Below are 15430 nucleotides of genomic sequence, written 5' to 3'. Positions count from 1 at the left end.
GCCCGGACGGGCTGATGAAGCAGTGAAGAACGGTTTCAGAAGGATTTCGTCTGATCAGTTAACCCTTGAATTTCCATTCGACGCAGGGTTTGCGTCCATTCAGCATGTAAGCGATTGCCTGCAAGATGATACCGTTCGTGTTCACGTCGCTGTAGGCCTGAATTGAATTGCCAGCGACCGAGAACACCCCCGGACTGAATCCAAGCGAGGTGATTTTTGCGTTTTCTCGGGTGTGTGCGAGCAGCAGGTCGTTGTATTCGCTAGGTCTATAGACGTTCCACAGGAATGCTGCTTTGCTGTTCAACATGTCAACGATCCGGGTGAACCCCTTCGTCTTGAAGCGAGGAGAAGGATCTAGTGTTTCATAGGCCCACTGGCCCTGGTCTTCCCCAATTTGAAACCCTTGGTATACGAACCACGGTTCGCGATTGATCGGACCCTCTGAAACGCAGACCAGTTTTCCGGTCGCGCGGTATTCCTCGATCTGAGCTGCGTAAAGCGCATCCGATGCTGCGCGGGCCAAGTTGGATGCGCCCAGTTCGACGGCTTCAAGCAGGTGCGGCTCTGTGCCGATCGGGCCAAACTCTGCAATGTCGTGAAGGACGTGGACGCCTTGGTCGAATGGCGAGCCAGGATTTGGTTCCGAATAAGGTGATTTTACCGGATACCCCCAAAGGCCAAAACCCCGCGCGATATAGCCTGCGTAGTTGGAACGATATGATGATACCAAACTTGTGCCGCGCACGGTCAGGGGAACTCCATCCCGGATGGTTTCAACAAGATCCCAGCCTTTAAGAATACCACGGATTCCAAGGTCCTTATCCGTGTAGTTTTCAAGCAGGTATAGCGCGGTCAACAGCCTTGCCGTGTCGCTGGCATTGTATTTATCAATGCCGACGGCTTTCCCGTCGGTGGATGTCAGGCCTTTTGGAAGTCGCAAGCCATTGTTGTCAGCCGTTGCCAACCCTTCAAGAACCGCCTCTGTTCGCTTAGCAAATTCTGCGTCGTTCAATATGCCAATGTTATGCGCGCTTATGATGGCGAGCACCTGAGAACCAGTGTCCCACATTGTGCTGAACTGATAGGATTGAATCTTGCCTTCGTCGAGCCAAGCTGTTGCTGGCACCAAACCACTGTCAGGGTTTGTCAGATGATCGAAGTAGGACCAAGCCAATTTTGCGTCTTCGATCAACAAGGCGCGTTCAGTGGCGTCTAATTCGTCCGCGTTCTGGCGGACAGGCCAGCGCCGAGCAGCACGCAGAAGCCTGGCGGGCTCGCTCTTGACCGAAACGGCCTCTAGGTATTGCGCCACATCTAGGACATTGAACTCATTGGAGTTTCCAAGTTTTGAAAGCTCGTCCGCTAGTGTGCTCGCATCGCCTTTCTCGCTGAATTCCTTTTCTTTGATCAGAAGCACAACATCTTCAGCGGGTGAGGTTGCTTCCTCAATCCACGTTTGGAGTGTGTCCATAGAAGAAATGGAATTGCTACCGTCAAGCACAAGTGACGTGCGAACCTGCAAGGCGCCGTGGGCATCAAACCCAGAAACCCGCATTTCATCGCGTGACAAGTTAAGGATGACCTCAAACCCTGCATGCTTATCTTCAGTTTCAGAGCGGCCGTAACTTTCACCAATCGCCGCACATGGTGTGGGCGTGACGGTGTTCTGCGCCGCATCTGGCGTAATGCCTTGGAAAGCTTGATACCTGGCTTTTTGCCACGTGTTGTCGTCCGTCGCCGCGACCATAAAGCAGTTATGCGGCATCTGCGCGTTAGTTGCTTTTGACGTCACGCCGGACATCTGATCCGCGCCCTCAAGCGGTTGGTTGATCTCTGTAAATGGCACCCCAGCCGCCGAAAGTATTGCGCTGAGCGAGGCTGCGGAGCTGACGTTTTTGTCTTTCTGGATGCAAACCACTAAGTGGCGCGCGAAGGCGTCACCTGATCTGAACCTCAACTCAGATGGCAAGATGAGATAGGTCCGGCTGGTGGTCAGGTTTTGTCGAAACGCGTCTCCGAAGATTGCGCCTTGTTCAAACAGTTCCTCATCGCTTTGCGCAACGGTATCAGAGTAGTTCAGGGAAAAAACAACGGGCCCGTCGTGGAGCGTCGCCCTGGAGATTGTCGCGGAAACTTCCTTACCGGATGGCGACGGTGGAAAGCCCCATCCGCCGTTTGTCTGCTGGGTGCCGTCGGTGTTTCGCCAGATCTCAGTCGGCTCACCGGAGTCTGAAAGCAGGATGGAAGTTAAGACACCAGCTGATCGTAGCCCTTCTATGGTTGGGACCTCGCCACTTGGGCGTCGGGTCACAATTGTCTGCGGAACGGTCGCGGGCGCCTCTTTGCCGGTGGCCTCAGAAAAAGCTCGCCTGAATTGGTTCCGCGCTACGCTCGCGGATCGCATGCGTAGATACGCAGGTTGAGAAGAGAGATCGGGCAGTTCAAGGGCCAGATCAATCAATCCCGGGTAGTTCTCTAACATCGACGAGAACAGCTTCATTAAGCCAGCGGTGGCACTTGATGTGCCCCATTCTTCGGAAGCGAATGAGATCGCAATGCACACTGGAGTATTCTGAGAAATGATCGGATCAAGGAGCGAGAAAAGCCCAGACGGCGAGGTGTTCGGCGTCACACCATTGATGAGCAAAATACCTGGGTAGGTGTTTGTCGATCCTGCCGCCTGTAAAGGCGGTGAAAGCGCAGCCGCTCCGCTGACAACAATGCGGGATAGAAATGTACGGCGATCCATTTTTTCACCTCTATAACGGCCTAGTTTAGCATTGCAGTTCTACATACAACGGCCAACAACCAAGTTGCCGCACCTCGTCGACCTGCGACAGTATACGCATTTCGCCCACTCAGTGAGCGTGCCATACTTCATATGAAGAGCAGCATGTTTAGTCGGCACGACCTGGGGAACCGAATTTGAAGAAGCCCAAAAAGACCGAAGGCGAAACCTCGAACAAACCAGTATTTTTTGATCCCACATCCCATCGGCTTGTGGTCGTTACTGTTTTTTCAGCCGTTTTCCTGGTTTTCGGCTTAGTGTGGTTCGTTCTGTTCTTTGCGCAAATGTTGAATTCGGAACTTCCATCGAGTTCCGTAGAAGCCGCGCCAGAAACCGTTGATAGTGGCTTGGACAAATTCATGTTGCCTTCCCCAGACGGTCAGGGCGATCCTCTGACCTCTTCGTCGAATGTCACGGAGGCCGTCAATTGGACGGAGACATTTAAGGACTACGCGCCATTAGAGGGCGAACTAGCGCTGCGGCGGGATGTTCAGGATACCACAGTGCGCGCGTATGTTCCCTATTGGTCTATCGCAGGTTTGGCGGAAACGCGTGCAAACATTGCGGCAGTTGATGTCCTGATGCCGCAATGGTTTTTACTTGATCATCAGCTCGGTGAAGTTACAGAACTTCCCAACGTCCAACGCGACAAACTTCAAGACATTTGGTTGCAGAACAAAAATCGCGTCAGACTTGTTCCTGTTGTGACTTCCGGTTTCAACCAAAGCAATGAGGGGGCAGGGTGGTTGGCTGCTTCCAATCAGAAAACCGACCTCATTCAAGAGATGGCCCTTTTGGTTGAGGGTAACGGATTTGATGGCCTTTGCCTCGATTTCGCCGGAGCGGATGCCAATGAAACCGAAGCCATAGTCGCGTTTTCTTTGGCGTTGAAAAAAGAGTTCGATTTTTCAGGAAAAGAAAGCTGTATTATCGCGTCAATTGACGACGGGCTGTTACAACATCCGAAAGCTGCGGATCTGGCGGATAGCCTTGTTGTGTTGGCCTTCCAGGAACCTGGCCCATTTAGCGGACCTGCGCCGCTTTCTCCTCAGGATTGGTACGTTGAAAGACTGACGGCGCTGCAGGATGAGATCCCTGCAGAAAAGCTGACAATCGCGCTTGGCAGTTTTGGTATGGAATGGACCAGTGGACAGTCCAACCCTGACTACTTGACCTTCTTTGATATCACCGAGGCCGTGGCCAAGCACAACGGTTCCATAGAGTTTGACCATAGAAGCCTGAACTCGGAAGCTTCATTTTTGGATGCTCAAGGACTGCGGCATCAGATTTGGTTTCTGGATGCATTGAGTGCCTATAACCAGCTAAGACAAACCCCTCTTGAGAAAATTGGTGGGGTGGCAATCTGGCCCGTAAACGGAGGGGACCCCGGAGTATGGGAACTTCTTTCCCCCACGGTTCCAGATCAGAGTAATCCCCAGAGTGCCTTAAAGAAAATCGAACTGGCCTCTCACGTCAAATACGTTGGGGACGGTCCGCTTCTTACGGTTCAAAACCCTGCTGTTTCAGGATTGCGGAGCTTGGAAACTGATCCGGAAAGCGGCCTGATAGTTGATGCCAACTACATAGACCTTCCCCATCCGTTTACGATCTCGTTGAGCGGTGCTTTACCGAAAAATACCGCAATCCTTACTTTCGATGATGGACCAAGCAAAAAATACACGCCGCAAATACTGGATATCCTGAAAGAATATGACGTTCCGGCGGTGTTCTTTGTTGTTGGTGACCGCGTTCAAAAAAACCCCGAGATCGCCCGACGTGTCGTTGAGGAAGGTCATGAGCTGGGTGTGCATACTTACTACCACCCCAACATTTCTGAAATATCCGAACTGCGCCTTAAACTGGAACTCCATGCGTCGCAGGAGCTGATCGAACACATCTCGGGGATAAACACGAACTTGTTCCGCGCTCCATATGGGTTCGATGAGAACCCAGAAACGCCGGATGAGGCGAGAGTTCTTAGTCTGATATCGAACGAAAATTATGTTGTCGTCGGCATTGAAATCGACTCGACTGATTGGACCCGCCCCGGCGCGGACAAAATCGCTGAAACCGTCACCGACCTCATTCAGGAAAATCAAGGAAATGTAGTCCTGCTTCACGATGCAGGCGGTGATCGAAAGCAGACGGTTCAGGCGCTTCCAAAGATTATCGAGGCGCTTCAGAAAGAGGGGGTGTCCTTTGTCTCTTTGGCGAGTATCTCAGATCGATGCGCGCCCCAAAAGCCTTGCAGCGAGGTGAAAAGAGAAGACCTAGTTCGCGACACGTCATTTTGGCTAATGAGAACACTGAACTCCGCTTTGACAGCAATTTTCTTTTTCTTAATCACAGTCGGTATCATTCGATCACTGACGATATTGGTACTTGCACTGATAAAGGAACGGCGCGTGCACAAAAGCGGTGAGGCGCGATTGCCTGTCTCCGTTTTGATCCCTGCGTATTGCGAAGAAACGGTCATAACCAAGTCTGTGACATCTGTGCTTGAATTGTCCTACCCGATCGATCAGGTGATCGTCATTGATGATGGTTCCACGGACGACACCGCTAAGGTGGTTATGGCCAATTTCGGATCTGATCCCCGTGTTCGTCTTGTCACACAAGAAAACCAAGGCAAAGCAGAAGCGCTGAACCACGGGATGAGGCTGATCAAAACGCCCGTGTTCGTCGCCATTGATGCCGACACCATTATTTCTCCTGAGGCAATTGGCCAGTTGGTCAAGCATTTCAACGATGAAACAGTCGGAGCCGTTGCAGGTAATGTCAAAGTCGGGAACCGTTGCAATTTGCTGACCCGCCTTCAGGCGATCGAATACATCACCGCCCAAAACCTAGATCGAAGGGCCTTTGAAGTTATCAATGGCATCATGGTCGTGCCCGGTTCGATCGGAGCTTGGCGGAAGGCAGCCGTGCAAAGCTCTGGTGGCTACACGACCCAGACCATTGTAGAAGACGCGGACCTCACTGTTTCAATGGTCCGCGCTGGCTATAAGGTTGTATTCGAACCTAAGGCGCACGCATTTACCGAAGCCCCTGAGACAATCCCACAGTGGATGAGGCAGCGGTTGCGCTGGCACTTTGGGATGCTACAGGTTGCATGGAAGCACAAATCCGCATTTCTGGAGCGCCGCGTCATCGGAATGATTTCGATCCCGGATTTGGTTTTGTTTGGGGCCGTGTTTTCAGTTTTCGCGCCCATCGCGGACATCGTGGTGATCGTAAATCTGTTCGCTCTGGCCGACCAACTCTCTGATGCGTCTTGGGCATCGATGCAAAGCACCTCTGTCCTTGTCGCAATTGCCTATGTTGCCTATCTGCTCTCGGACCTCGTACTGGCGACCATAGCGTTTGGCCTCGAGCCAAAAGAAAACAAGCGACTACTGCCTTGGGTCCTGACCCAGAGGTTCTTCTATCGCCAAATTTTTTGGATGGTAGCCCTTCGTTCGATTGCGCGGGCGATGACGGGGCGTTTCACAGGATGGCGCAAAATCACTCGGACGTCGTCGATCAACCCAGTTCATACGCTTAGTCTGTCCCGTGCACATAGTAGGAATGTGTCCACCGACCGGATTTCAGGTCAGGACAATTAATAGGTATCAAAACTGGTCAGTTGCAGGTTTGGAAGCTCACCGCGCCTGAGCCGGATCCGAACCTCTGCATGGTGTGTTTCTCAATATCGATAAGGAAACCATCACCACCCAGATTGTTGGTGCAACAGCCGTTGCAATCAGCGTCGGAACACAGATCCAGCACTTTGACGATGATCTCCTGACCGTTTTTTCGCAGTCGCAGGTGCTTGCCTCCGAACTTGCTCCAATGCTTCTGATGCACGGCGGCAATATTGGTCTTTGCCACCCATTTCTCGGATTTTTTGCCCTTCACACCGTAGAACTGGCCAGCCCATTTGCAGCCATTATACTTGACGCATTCCTCACTGCCTGGGTCCGGGTAACTTTCATAGTTGGTCAAAGCTGCGCTTTGCCAATTACCTTCGCAGGTCACCTTAGCCAGCGCCGATTGCGCAAAAAACAGTTGTGTAATGAACAAGATCGACAGAGCTGCCCTCAACATCGTCATTTCGCTCTCCTCAACTCGGGAACTTTGACCGTTCCCTTGGCTCGAATTCGATAGTGGAAGATCGACCGCTGGTCATTCTTCCAGTAGGCTACAGTGCAACGCCTGCATCGACCGCAGTGGCCAGAAAACGTGCAAAATAAATTCAACATCGCTAAAGCCTTCTCGGCTTAGGATGCAAAAAATCGATATAGGTACGCCCATCTTGTTTTGCGACTTTTCAAGCAGGTATTTTTGCCGAAACAGACACAATCCACGTCAACTAAGTTGTATTTGTACACGTATATTGTGTTTATTTTATGGATTTCAATTGAATGGATGACATCGGCAATTCTCCTCTCAATCAGGGGCGAACCAATCGCGCTGGACCAAGCAGGTAAAACGATTGTCCTCGTTGAATGTATGGCGCGGAGGCTCACGTGAAGCCCCTCAAGGCAACCGCGTTTCCGGAATGTATGGACGCGACTTTTCGCTAAATAATTCAGAGAGATGTTTGAATAAATAAGGCCCTCCGCAAACTATTGCGAAAGGCCTTATTTATATGGCTCCGGCGGTAGGGATCGAACCTACGACCAATTGATTAACAGCCGGAAAAACCGGGTTTCTCCGGTTTTCGCCAGAACGCGCCCGTCTGACATAAGTGGCTGACACTGAACGATAATTATTGACGAAATCCACGCTGAAGATTCATTCAATACTCTATGAAGCGCTGCACAGTGCTTCCGTAATGCTTCCGTAAACCGGAGCAAGGGAAGCCAATTGGAGAGGGCGGAACATGGTGAAATTGACCAAGCGGTTTGTGAATGGGTTGGAACCTGAAGCGCGGGACTATCTTCTCTGGGACGATGATCTTGCCGGATTTGGTGTGCGGGTGTTTCCTTCGGGGCGGCGGAGCTATCTTGTGCAGTATCGGGCGGATGGTCGGACCCGACGCCGCTCAATCGGGCAGCATGGCGCATTAACCGCAGAAGAGGCGCGCAAAGAAGCGCGTAAGCTGCTTGGAGAGGTCGCTAAGGGGGGAAATCCCTCGGAGGAACGTAAGAGCCGCCTGCAAGCTCCTACTGTGGCCTCGCTCTGTGATCGGTTTCTTGAAGAGTATGCGGAGCATCACTGCAAACCTAATACGCGAAACGGCTATGAGATCGTCATTCGCCGTTGCATTCGCCCCAAGTTGGGTCCGCGAAAAATCATAGATGTGACCCGTGCAGATATCGTGACGTTTCACCATGAGCTGCGCGAGAAGCCCTATATGGCCAATCGCGCAGTTAGCATCCTATCGAAGATGTTCAACTTGGCGGAGGATTGGGGACTTCGCAGTGATGGGACCAACCCGGCCCGGCGTATCAAGAAGTTCAAGGAAGAAGAGAAGAAGCGTTATCTAAGCGATGATGAACAGGGTCGCCTTGGTGGCGTGCTTTTAGATGCGTTGGAGCAAGGCGAGGAAAGCCCCTATGCGGTTTCTGCGATTTTCTTGCTACTCCTTACAGGTTGTCGCCTTGGGGAAATTCTCACCTTGCAATGGGATCATGTCGGGCCGTTTCACTTAGAACTGCCAGACAGCAAAACAGGACGTCGGCGTATTCCTTTGCCAGCAGAGGCTCGCGAAATCCTTGGTTCATTGGAGCGGGTGCCGGCAAACCCTTACGTTATCGTCGGAGTGGTTGAAGGGCAGCACCTTGTGAACTTGCAAAAGACATGGCTGCGTGTCCGCAAGAAAGCTGGGATTTCTGATGTGCGAATGCATGATCTGCGACACACCTACGCCTCTGTTGCGGTTATGAACGGTGTTGATCCGTTCATGCTTAAAGAAATCTTGGGTCATAAGAGTTTGCAAACGACATTGCGATACTCACATTTGGCAGACCATGCTGTGCAAGCTGCGGCTGGATCAGTTGCCAGTCGGCTAGCTGGTGCGCTTCGCCAACGGGGTGGAGCGACTGCCAATCCCAAACTTCGCGTTGTGTCGGGTTAACCCACCGAACAGGGAGGTGGGGCAGGTCATTCGGACGCTTGGTGCTTGGTCTGGATGGGTCTCTTTGTGTCCGAGGGCGTAACGTTACATTACATAGGGATTTAACTGGCAGAATTTTCGCTACATAAGGTAATCTAAAGGCACCTAGTTCTAAACCCGGTTGAGATTACTTTGTCCCCCTTTGAAACGTCACTTCTGATCCTCCTTTGGGAAAACGCTACGCCATCCCAAACAGCCCCATTGTCATTCCTTCCGTCAGATTGCCTGCCCAAAGGAAAAACACACGCTGATTTTGCCAAGCCGAAATTTACCCTTTCTGCAATGGTCGCTAATCTCGAGTCGCAAGCGGATGCGAAGGAAGCTGCGAATGGCGATCCCTTGGCTATTCTAAGTCAATCGGTTGCCGAAACGAGCGCTCTTGATCACGATCGCAACCGGTTAACCGAAACCGGCAAAGAACGGCTATTGCAGTCGCTGGCGGCGGGTAATGTACTTGCTTTGGGATTTGAACACCCTCGAAAGCGTCAGGATGTGCCGATTAAGCTGGAAGCTTCGGATTTTGGCGGTGCTGCGCGTTTTCGCTGGGATTTAGGCACCTTGCGTTCGCATGGCCTACATACCTTAGAGGTCCGCTTTATATCGGCAGAGCGAGCGGAGAGAATTGCCAAGAAACTGCATGCTGAAACTCTTGAGCGTTCAGGCGTGAAGTTTGCTGAGCCTGCCAAACCCGTTGGACGCCCCACAATCAAACCTCAGATCGAAGCAGCTTTCAATGCGCTTTTGAAAGAGGGAAATGTCGATACTACAGCGCCAATGAAAAGAAATTATATTCTTATAAGACAGTGGCTTGCAGTGCATTGCTCAGAAGCAACGGTAACGCCTGACACGCCGAATGATGAAACCATTCGACGCATCATACAACCCCTCTATGATCAGGCCAAAAAACAATAAATTCGGTGCCATTTTATTGTTGTTTTTTGTGGTTCAGGACTTCCGCAGAACAGAGACATCAAACGTTTCTAAGCGGAGAACATGAAAATGAACTACTCAACACAAATCCTCAAAGCTGCCGACAGTGATCTCGATCAACTGATGGACGAACGCGAAGCAGCATCGATCCTTTGCTACTCGGTACGTGCTTTGCAGAATTGGCGTCATCGCGGAGGCGGGCCAAAATTCGTGAAAGTGTCGGCGCGCTCAGTGCGATATCGTCGTCGCGACCTTCTGGATTGGGTCGAAGCACGCATTGTTACCAATACCTCTGAATGACGCGAAATGAGGTTCTGATATGTCAATTCAAGACGGCACCAATTCCAGAGCACCACGAAGCATAGGTTCCGTTTTGTCGGATGTGCAGGGCAGGGGCCAAAGCAAAGCTTTGAGCCCCAGCAGCAGGAGCAAGGCGGCGAGCTACTCAGAGGTGAAGCAGGCCTGGGCGGAGCAAGTTGCTGCCGACAAGGCATTGACAGGGATCGCCCTGCGAATAGCTCTCGCATTTCCCAAGTGGCTCAATCGCGAAAGCTTGCTCGCATGGCCTGCTCAATCGACGCTTGCCGAAGTGATAAACTCGCAAGTGCGCAGTGTTCGGGCCGCTCTCAAGCTCATGGAGGAACGAGGGCACTTGGTCTGCGTAAGCGAGTTTCGTGGAGGTCGGCAGACAAATCGCTACAGGATTGTTTAGCAGGAAACGGAAATCACGCCTGTCCTATATGATCACGGATCGTTTGATCCGGTCAGAGAGGTTTCAGAGGACAGGAGTGAAGGGATGCCTCCATCCCGTCCGAGCGGTTCTCCAAATACGGTCTGCGCGGACCGGATCAAACGAGGAACACCTGAAAGAACACAAGAATATACAATGATGCGCAGAACGCTACGGGTGAAGAGGGGCAGCTAAGACCGCGCGTAACTCCCCAGAGAGCAGTTGAGATCATGCGTGAAGTTATGGGAGAAGACCGGGTGTCTGAAACCGGGTATTTGAGCAGAGAATGAAAGACGAAAAAGATCAAGTTTTGACACATTTTCAAGCAGAGGTGATCTTAGGTGACGAAGGGTGTTGAGCCGTCATACGCTGCATTCCTCGCTAAAGTCTGCATGCGGACCTATTTAACGTACCGTGCAATACTTTGCTTGTCCGGTTCTGCGTCGCAGGGGTCACATGATAAGACCTTAGTATCTCGGTGAATTGAAGACTGGGCCTCGGAGAGTTGCCACTCTTTCAACTTTGAATGCGGCTTTAACTGGTTGAAAAATTTTGAAATCTCCCTATATAGAAACAATACATGAATGCGAATTCTAATCGAGCGGGCAAGCAGCCTGCACTAGAAATCGCAGTGTTCCATCAAGAAAATTCAGACGTCCCGGCGAAATCGCCGTGATTTTTGGGAAAGGTGCCGATGACCTCGCGCACGACGACCACTGTGGTGGCGTTTGCTTATCCTTTCGAACTGGCCGGTTGTCCCGGCACATTGCCTGCAGGGCAATATCAGGTCATCGCTGAAGACGAACTTATCCAAAATCTGAGCTTTGAGGCGTATCGAAGAACCGCGACCTTTCTGGTGAAGAAAGGCCAAGGTCTTACGCAACACTTTCCAATCCGCGAGGCGGACCTCGATTTGGCTCTTGTCACGGATCGCGCCCTTTCAGAACAAATTCATGACAGCGTGGCGGCGCTTCCTCCGCCGGAGGATAAACTATGAATGACTTTAAATGGCTTAAACCAGGAATATATGGTTTCGTGGTCGGCGCAATTGCGATCCCGATGATCGGATTCAGCTGGGGCGGATGGCAAAGCAGTGGCGCCGCAGATAAAGCGGCTAGAGCTTTCGCCAACGATGAAATCACCCGCTCGATGGTGCCGGTCTGCTTGGAAATGGCCGCCAGCGATCCGCAACGGCTGGTCAAACTGGCCGGACTTAAGGCCACAGCAGGTTTCACACGACGCAGCGCGATGATGGCCACCGGATGGGCAACCGTACCCGGGTCCGATACACCTGATCGGAATCTGGCAGAAGCCTGTATCGAAGGAATTGACCTTGATGCTTCGTAAGGCTGGCCCCATACCCGGTGAGGGTGTGGCTGGTGATTGCGCGGACACACGTTCGAGGCAACAGGGGTTCTTTGCGAGGTTCTTTACGCGTCGACGCAAGTCAGGTCAAAAGAGCAACTTGTTACGAACAGGATATGCACTGAGTTTGGTATTGTCGGTTTTCGCGACCCAGGTTTCCGCACAATCTACAGCCACATCCATTCCTGAAAACGCCCATGCCAAGAGATATGGCGACGGGTGGGAATGTGATGTTGCCTACAGGCCCGACGGTGATCAATGTGTCGCCGTTGTCATTCCCGAAAACGCCTATGGCATCAATCACGCCTATGGCAAGGGATGGGAGTGCCATCATGGTTTCAGAGAAACCAACGAAACAAATTGCGTAAAAGTTGTCGTTCCCGAGGGCGGATACCTCGATTCCCTAGGAGAGCGCTGGCGCTGTTTGCGCGGGTTCGAGAAGATGGAAGAGACCTGTCGCAAGATTGTTGTACCCCCACATGCTTATCTCGAACGCTCTGTTTATGGAACGGAATGGCATTGCGATCGGGGGTTTACGGCCAGCGAAGGCAAGTGTGTTGCCATCGACGTACCCATGAACGGTTATCTGAATCCACGACGCTATGGGAAACCTTGGGTTTGCGAGCGTGGCTTTTTTGAAAACGAACAAAGGTGTGATGCGGTCATCGTCCCCTCGAACGCTTACTTCGACGGCTCATCGTCCAACTCTAGATGGGTGTGCGAGCGTGGATACTCGAAAGTCAATGACGGGTGCGAACTAATTGTTTTGCCCGAGAATGCGCATCTGGACAACGCAGGCAACCGCTGGACCTGCAATCGAAATTTTCAGCTCAAAGAAGGGCGTTGCGTACCGAGGCGCTAGTCTCAGGTGCTGCCGACCGTTCAAAAAGGAAAAATCATGGATTCTACAAACCTCAAACCGAGATCGCCTCTGAAAAACATCCGCGTTGCCCAAGGGCCACCAGCGGATACGTCAGTAAGCTCAACTAACGTAATCGACACACCTGTCACGCGCGCGCCTTCTGCCGTTGTGTATTGTGAAGGTAATTTCGCAAAAATCGACGGAAAGACCGCAAATGGACTCGTTCGGCATTCTCAAGCCTATCGTATTCATTCGGTCATCGACAGTGACAAGGCCGGACAGGACAGCGGTATTGTTCTAGATGGAGCCGCCAACCACATCCCGCTGTTTTGCGATCTGAAAACGGCAGTTTTCAGTGGATTAGAGGTTCCAGACACGCTGATTTACGGCATGGCCCCGTCGACTGGCAAGCTGTCTGCCAAGGATCGCGAAGTCATCTTGGATGCCATCGGCTTCGGTATGAATATTGTCAGCGGCCTGCACGAATTCCTAAGCGACGATCCGGAAATCAAAGAGGCTGCCAAATTAGGCGAAGTTTCGATCCGTGACATCCGAAAACCGCGACCGGCCAAGGATATGCGCTTGTTTGATGGTTCAGTGTCGCGTGTCAACGCCATCTGCATTGCCGTCATGGGGACCGATTGTGCAATCGGCAAGCGCACAACGGCAACCGTTCTGGCCGAAGCTTTAAATGCAAAAGGCGTCAAAACCGTGCTGGTTGGAACAGGCCAAACAGGGCTGATGCAGGGTGCCCGACATGGGATCGCAATGGATGCTATCCCACCACAATTCTGCTGCGGTGAATTGGAACGAGCAATCGTCGAAGCCGCTGATGCAGAAACCCCGGATGTCATCTTGGTTGAGGGTCAAGGCGCACTTAGCCATCCAGCATTTTGCACGTCAGCCTTCATCCTGCGGGGAAGCCAACCTGATGCTGTTATCCTTCAGCATGCACCCAAGCGTGATTTTCGCTGTGATTTTCCCGATATGGCGATGCCGACCCCTTCGTCGGAAATTGCTCTGATTGAAGCCTTTTCGGACACCACGGTGATCGGGTTGACGCTGAACCACGAAGGCATGTCCGACGACGAGATTGATGGGGCGATTTCGAGGTATTCCGACGAACTGGAGTTGCCCGTCACCGATGCTCTTGCCCGTCCGGTCTATGATCTCGTTTCGATGGTTCGTGATGCATTCCCAGTGTTGCACCCCCGCCGCAGTTCGGGACAGTTATGACCGCCACGCCCCGCATCGACGTTGAGCTTGATAAAGTTCGCCACAACACGCGCATACTGGTCCAGCGGCTTCACCCGCTTGGGATCAGTGTGATCGGCGTTACCAAGGCGGTGTGTGGGCATCCTGAGATAGCCAAGGCCATGCTTGATGGCGGTGTTAGCGGCTTGGCCGACGCACGGATTAGCAATGTTCTAAGAATGAGGCGGGCGGGCATCACGGCCCCCATCGTGATGATACGGCCGCCGATGCTCAGCCAGATTTGCGAGGTAACAGACGCTTGCAGTTCAAGCTACAACTCCGAATTTGAAACGATCGCGGCCTTAGGCGCGGCCGCGCATCGGGAGGGAGAAACTCACGGCGTTATTTTGTTGATCGAGATGGGAGACCTTAGGGATGGAATTCTGCCTGATGATCTGAGCGCGCTCGTGGCCCGGATTGTCGATCTGCCTGGCGTTTCCTTGAACGGAATAGCAACCAACTTTGCCTGCCTTGGACGAAAGGAACCCGATCATTGCACGATGGCAACCTTCTCTGCCCTCGCCGATGAAGTCGAAGGCGCGCATGGGCCTTGTATGGAAGCTGTTTCCGGCGGAAGCTCGGCAAGCCTGCCTTGGGCTCTGGGGCCTTTCAAAAAAGGGCGCATCAATGAACTCAGACTGGGTGAGGCGATCCTTTTGGGTGTTCATCCATTAACGGGAAATCCAATCCCCGGACTGCATACGGATGCATTTTCAATCAAAGTTGAAGTGATTGAAGCAAAAGTCAAAACTCTATCTTGCAGCAACTCTCGTATTTCTCCGGAAGTTCCATCGCTGCGATTGGTCCCCGATCACGTTGAAAGCATCCGGGTAAACCTCGCCATCGGGTATCAGGACACTGATATTGCCGGACTAAAGTTCCCAGAAGGGATTGTGCTGGCGGGGGCAACAAGCGACCACACCGTCGTAGAAACCAAAGATCGCGGCTTGCGACCCGGAAATGAAGTAAACACACAGCCAAATTACAGTGCACTGATGCGCGCCATGGCCGCGCCCGACGTTTCAGAAGTCATGCATAGCGCATACGATGTATCGTCACGCGGGCCGAAGCGTAACACTCAACCAAAACTGTCCCTGGTCGCAATTGATGGGGGCTTTGAATGAAGAAGAAACGTCTGATCAGAAACCCGGCCATTCAAGCCGCCAGCGACGTCCCCAAAAAACGCCGTTGTTTACGCTGTAGTGGGTATTTTGAAAGTGATAGCTTTGGCAACCGCATTTGTGGCCAGTGCAAGTCGACGACAGCTTGGCGCAATGGAGTTGCATTTGCTCCTGGAACGTCTAGCCGGCGCTAACTCAACGGGAAAAAATCTACAAAGGATGCGGGTCTAAAACACGACCTTAACCAAAAATTGAGTTTGATAACCGGTTGTTGTTAGCC

11 protein-coding genes are annotated in these 15430 nt (G+C 52.2%); 9 read left to right on the top strand and 2 right to left on the bottom strand.

The features are described from left to right. Positions 1–58 precede the first annotated feature (58 nt). On the bottom strand, positions 59–2749 hold the full coding sequence (locus AC0L6A_RS10255; protein ID WP_473289804.1) for a DUF3131 domain-containing protein: 2691 nt from the start codon (positions 2747–2749) through the stop codon (positions 59–61). 176 nt (positions 2750–2925) lie between these two features. On the opposite strand from AC0L6A_RS10255, the gene AC0L6A_RS10250 reads away from it, so the two are divergent. After that, the gene (locus tag AC0L6A_RS10250; protein ID WP_473289802.1) at positions 2926–6393 is read left to right on the top strand and encodes a trifunctional glycoside hydrolase family 18/polysaccharide deacetylase/glycosyltransferase family 2 protein; all 3468 of its coding nucleotides are present in this window, start codon (positions 2926–2928) and stop codon (positions 6391–6393) included. A 16-nt stretch (positions 6394–6409) separates the two neighbouring features. On the opposite strand, the gene AC0L6A_RS10245 is transcribed toward AC0L6A_RS10250, so the two are convergent. After that, on the bottom strand, positions 6410–6880 hold the full coding sequence (locus AC0L6A_RS10245; RefSeq protein WP_473289800.1) for a hypothetical protein: 471 nt from the start codon (positions 6878–6880) through the stop codon (positions 6410–6412). 772 nt (positions 6881–7652) lie between these two features. Here AC0L6A_RS10245 and AC0L6A_RS10240 point away from each other — a divergent pair. The 8 genes from AC0L6A_RS10240 (at position 7653) to AC0L6A_RS10205 (ending at position 15153) form a co-directional block, all read left to right on the top strand. Then, positions 7653–8849, top strand: a complete 1197-nt coding sequence (locus AC0L6A_RS10240) for a tyrosine-type recombinase/integrase (RefSeq protein WP_473289798.1) — start codon at positions 7653–7655, stop codon at positions 8847–8849. Positions 8850–9089: 240 nt separating this feature from the next. Further along, positions 9090–9800: a hypothetical protein gene (locus AC0L6A_RS10235; protein WP_473289796.1), complete on the top strand. Its 711-nt coding sequence runs from the start codon at positions 9090–9092 to the stop codon at positions 9798–9800. 87 nt (positions 9801–9887) lie between these two features. After that, positions 9888–10118, top strand: a complete 231-nt coding sequence (locus AC0L6A_RS10230) for a helix-turn-helix transcriptional regulator (RefSeq protein ID WP_473289795.1) — start codon at positions 9888–9890, stop codon at positions 10116–10118. A 1124-nt stretch (positions 10119–11242) separates the two neighbouring features. Further along, positions 11243–11545: a hypothetical protein gene (locus AC0L6A_RS10225; RefSeq protein WP_473289793.1), complete on the top strand. Its 303-nt coding sequence runs from the start codon at positions 11243–11245 to the stop codon at positions 11543–11545. Beyond that, positions 11542–11895 carry a hypothetical protein gene (locus AC0L6A_RS10220; RefSeq protein WP_473289792.1) on the top strand — a complete coding sequence of 118 codons (354 nt, stop codon included), beginning with the start codon at positions 11542–11544 and terminating at the stop codon, positions 11893–11895. Before AC0L6A_RS10225 ends, AC0L6A_RS10220 begins: the two co-directional genes overlap by 4 nt. A 145-nt stretch (positions 11896–12040) precedes the next feature. Further along, positions 12041–12775: a hypothetical protein gene (locus tag AC0L6A_RS10215; protein WP_473289790.1), complete on the top strand. Its 735-nt coding sequence runs from the start codon at positions 12041–12043 to the stop codon at positions 12773–12775. A gap of 36 nt (positions 12776–12811) precedes the next feature. Beyond that, positions 12812–14011 (top strand): N-acetyltransferase DgcN family protein, encoded by a 1200-nt coding sequence (locus AC0L6A_RS10210; protein WP_473289788.1) that lies wholly within the window; start codon positions 12812–12814, stop codon positions 14009–14011. Next, a complete protein-coding gene (locus AC0L6A_RS10205; RefSeq protein WP_473289786.1) occupies positions 14008–15153 on the top strand; it encodes an alanine racemase in 1146 nt (381 codons plus the stop codon). Before AC0L6A_RS10210 ends, AC0L6A_RS10205 begins: the two co-directional genes overlap by 4 nt. The last annotated feature ends 277 nt before the right edge of the window (positions 15154–15430 follow it).

This window comes from Aliiroseovarius sp. D2-2, from assembly GCF_055809455.1.
This window is presented reverse-complemented; position numbering and strand designations above follow the sequence as displayed.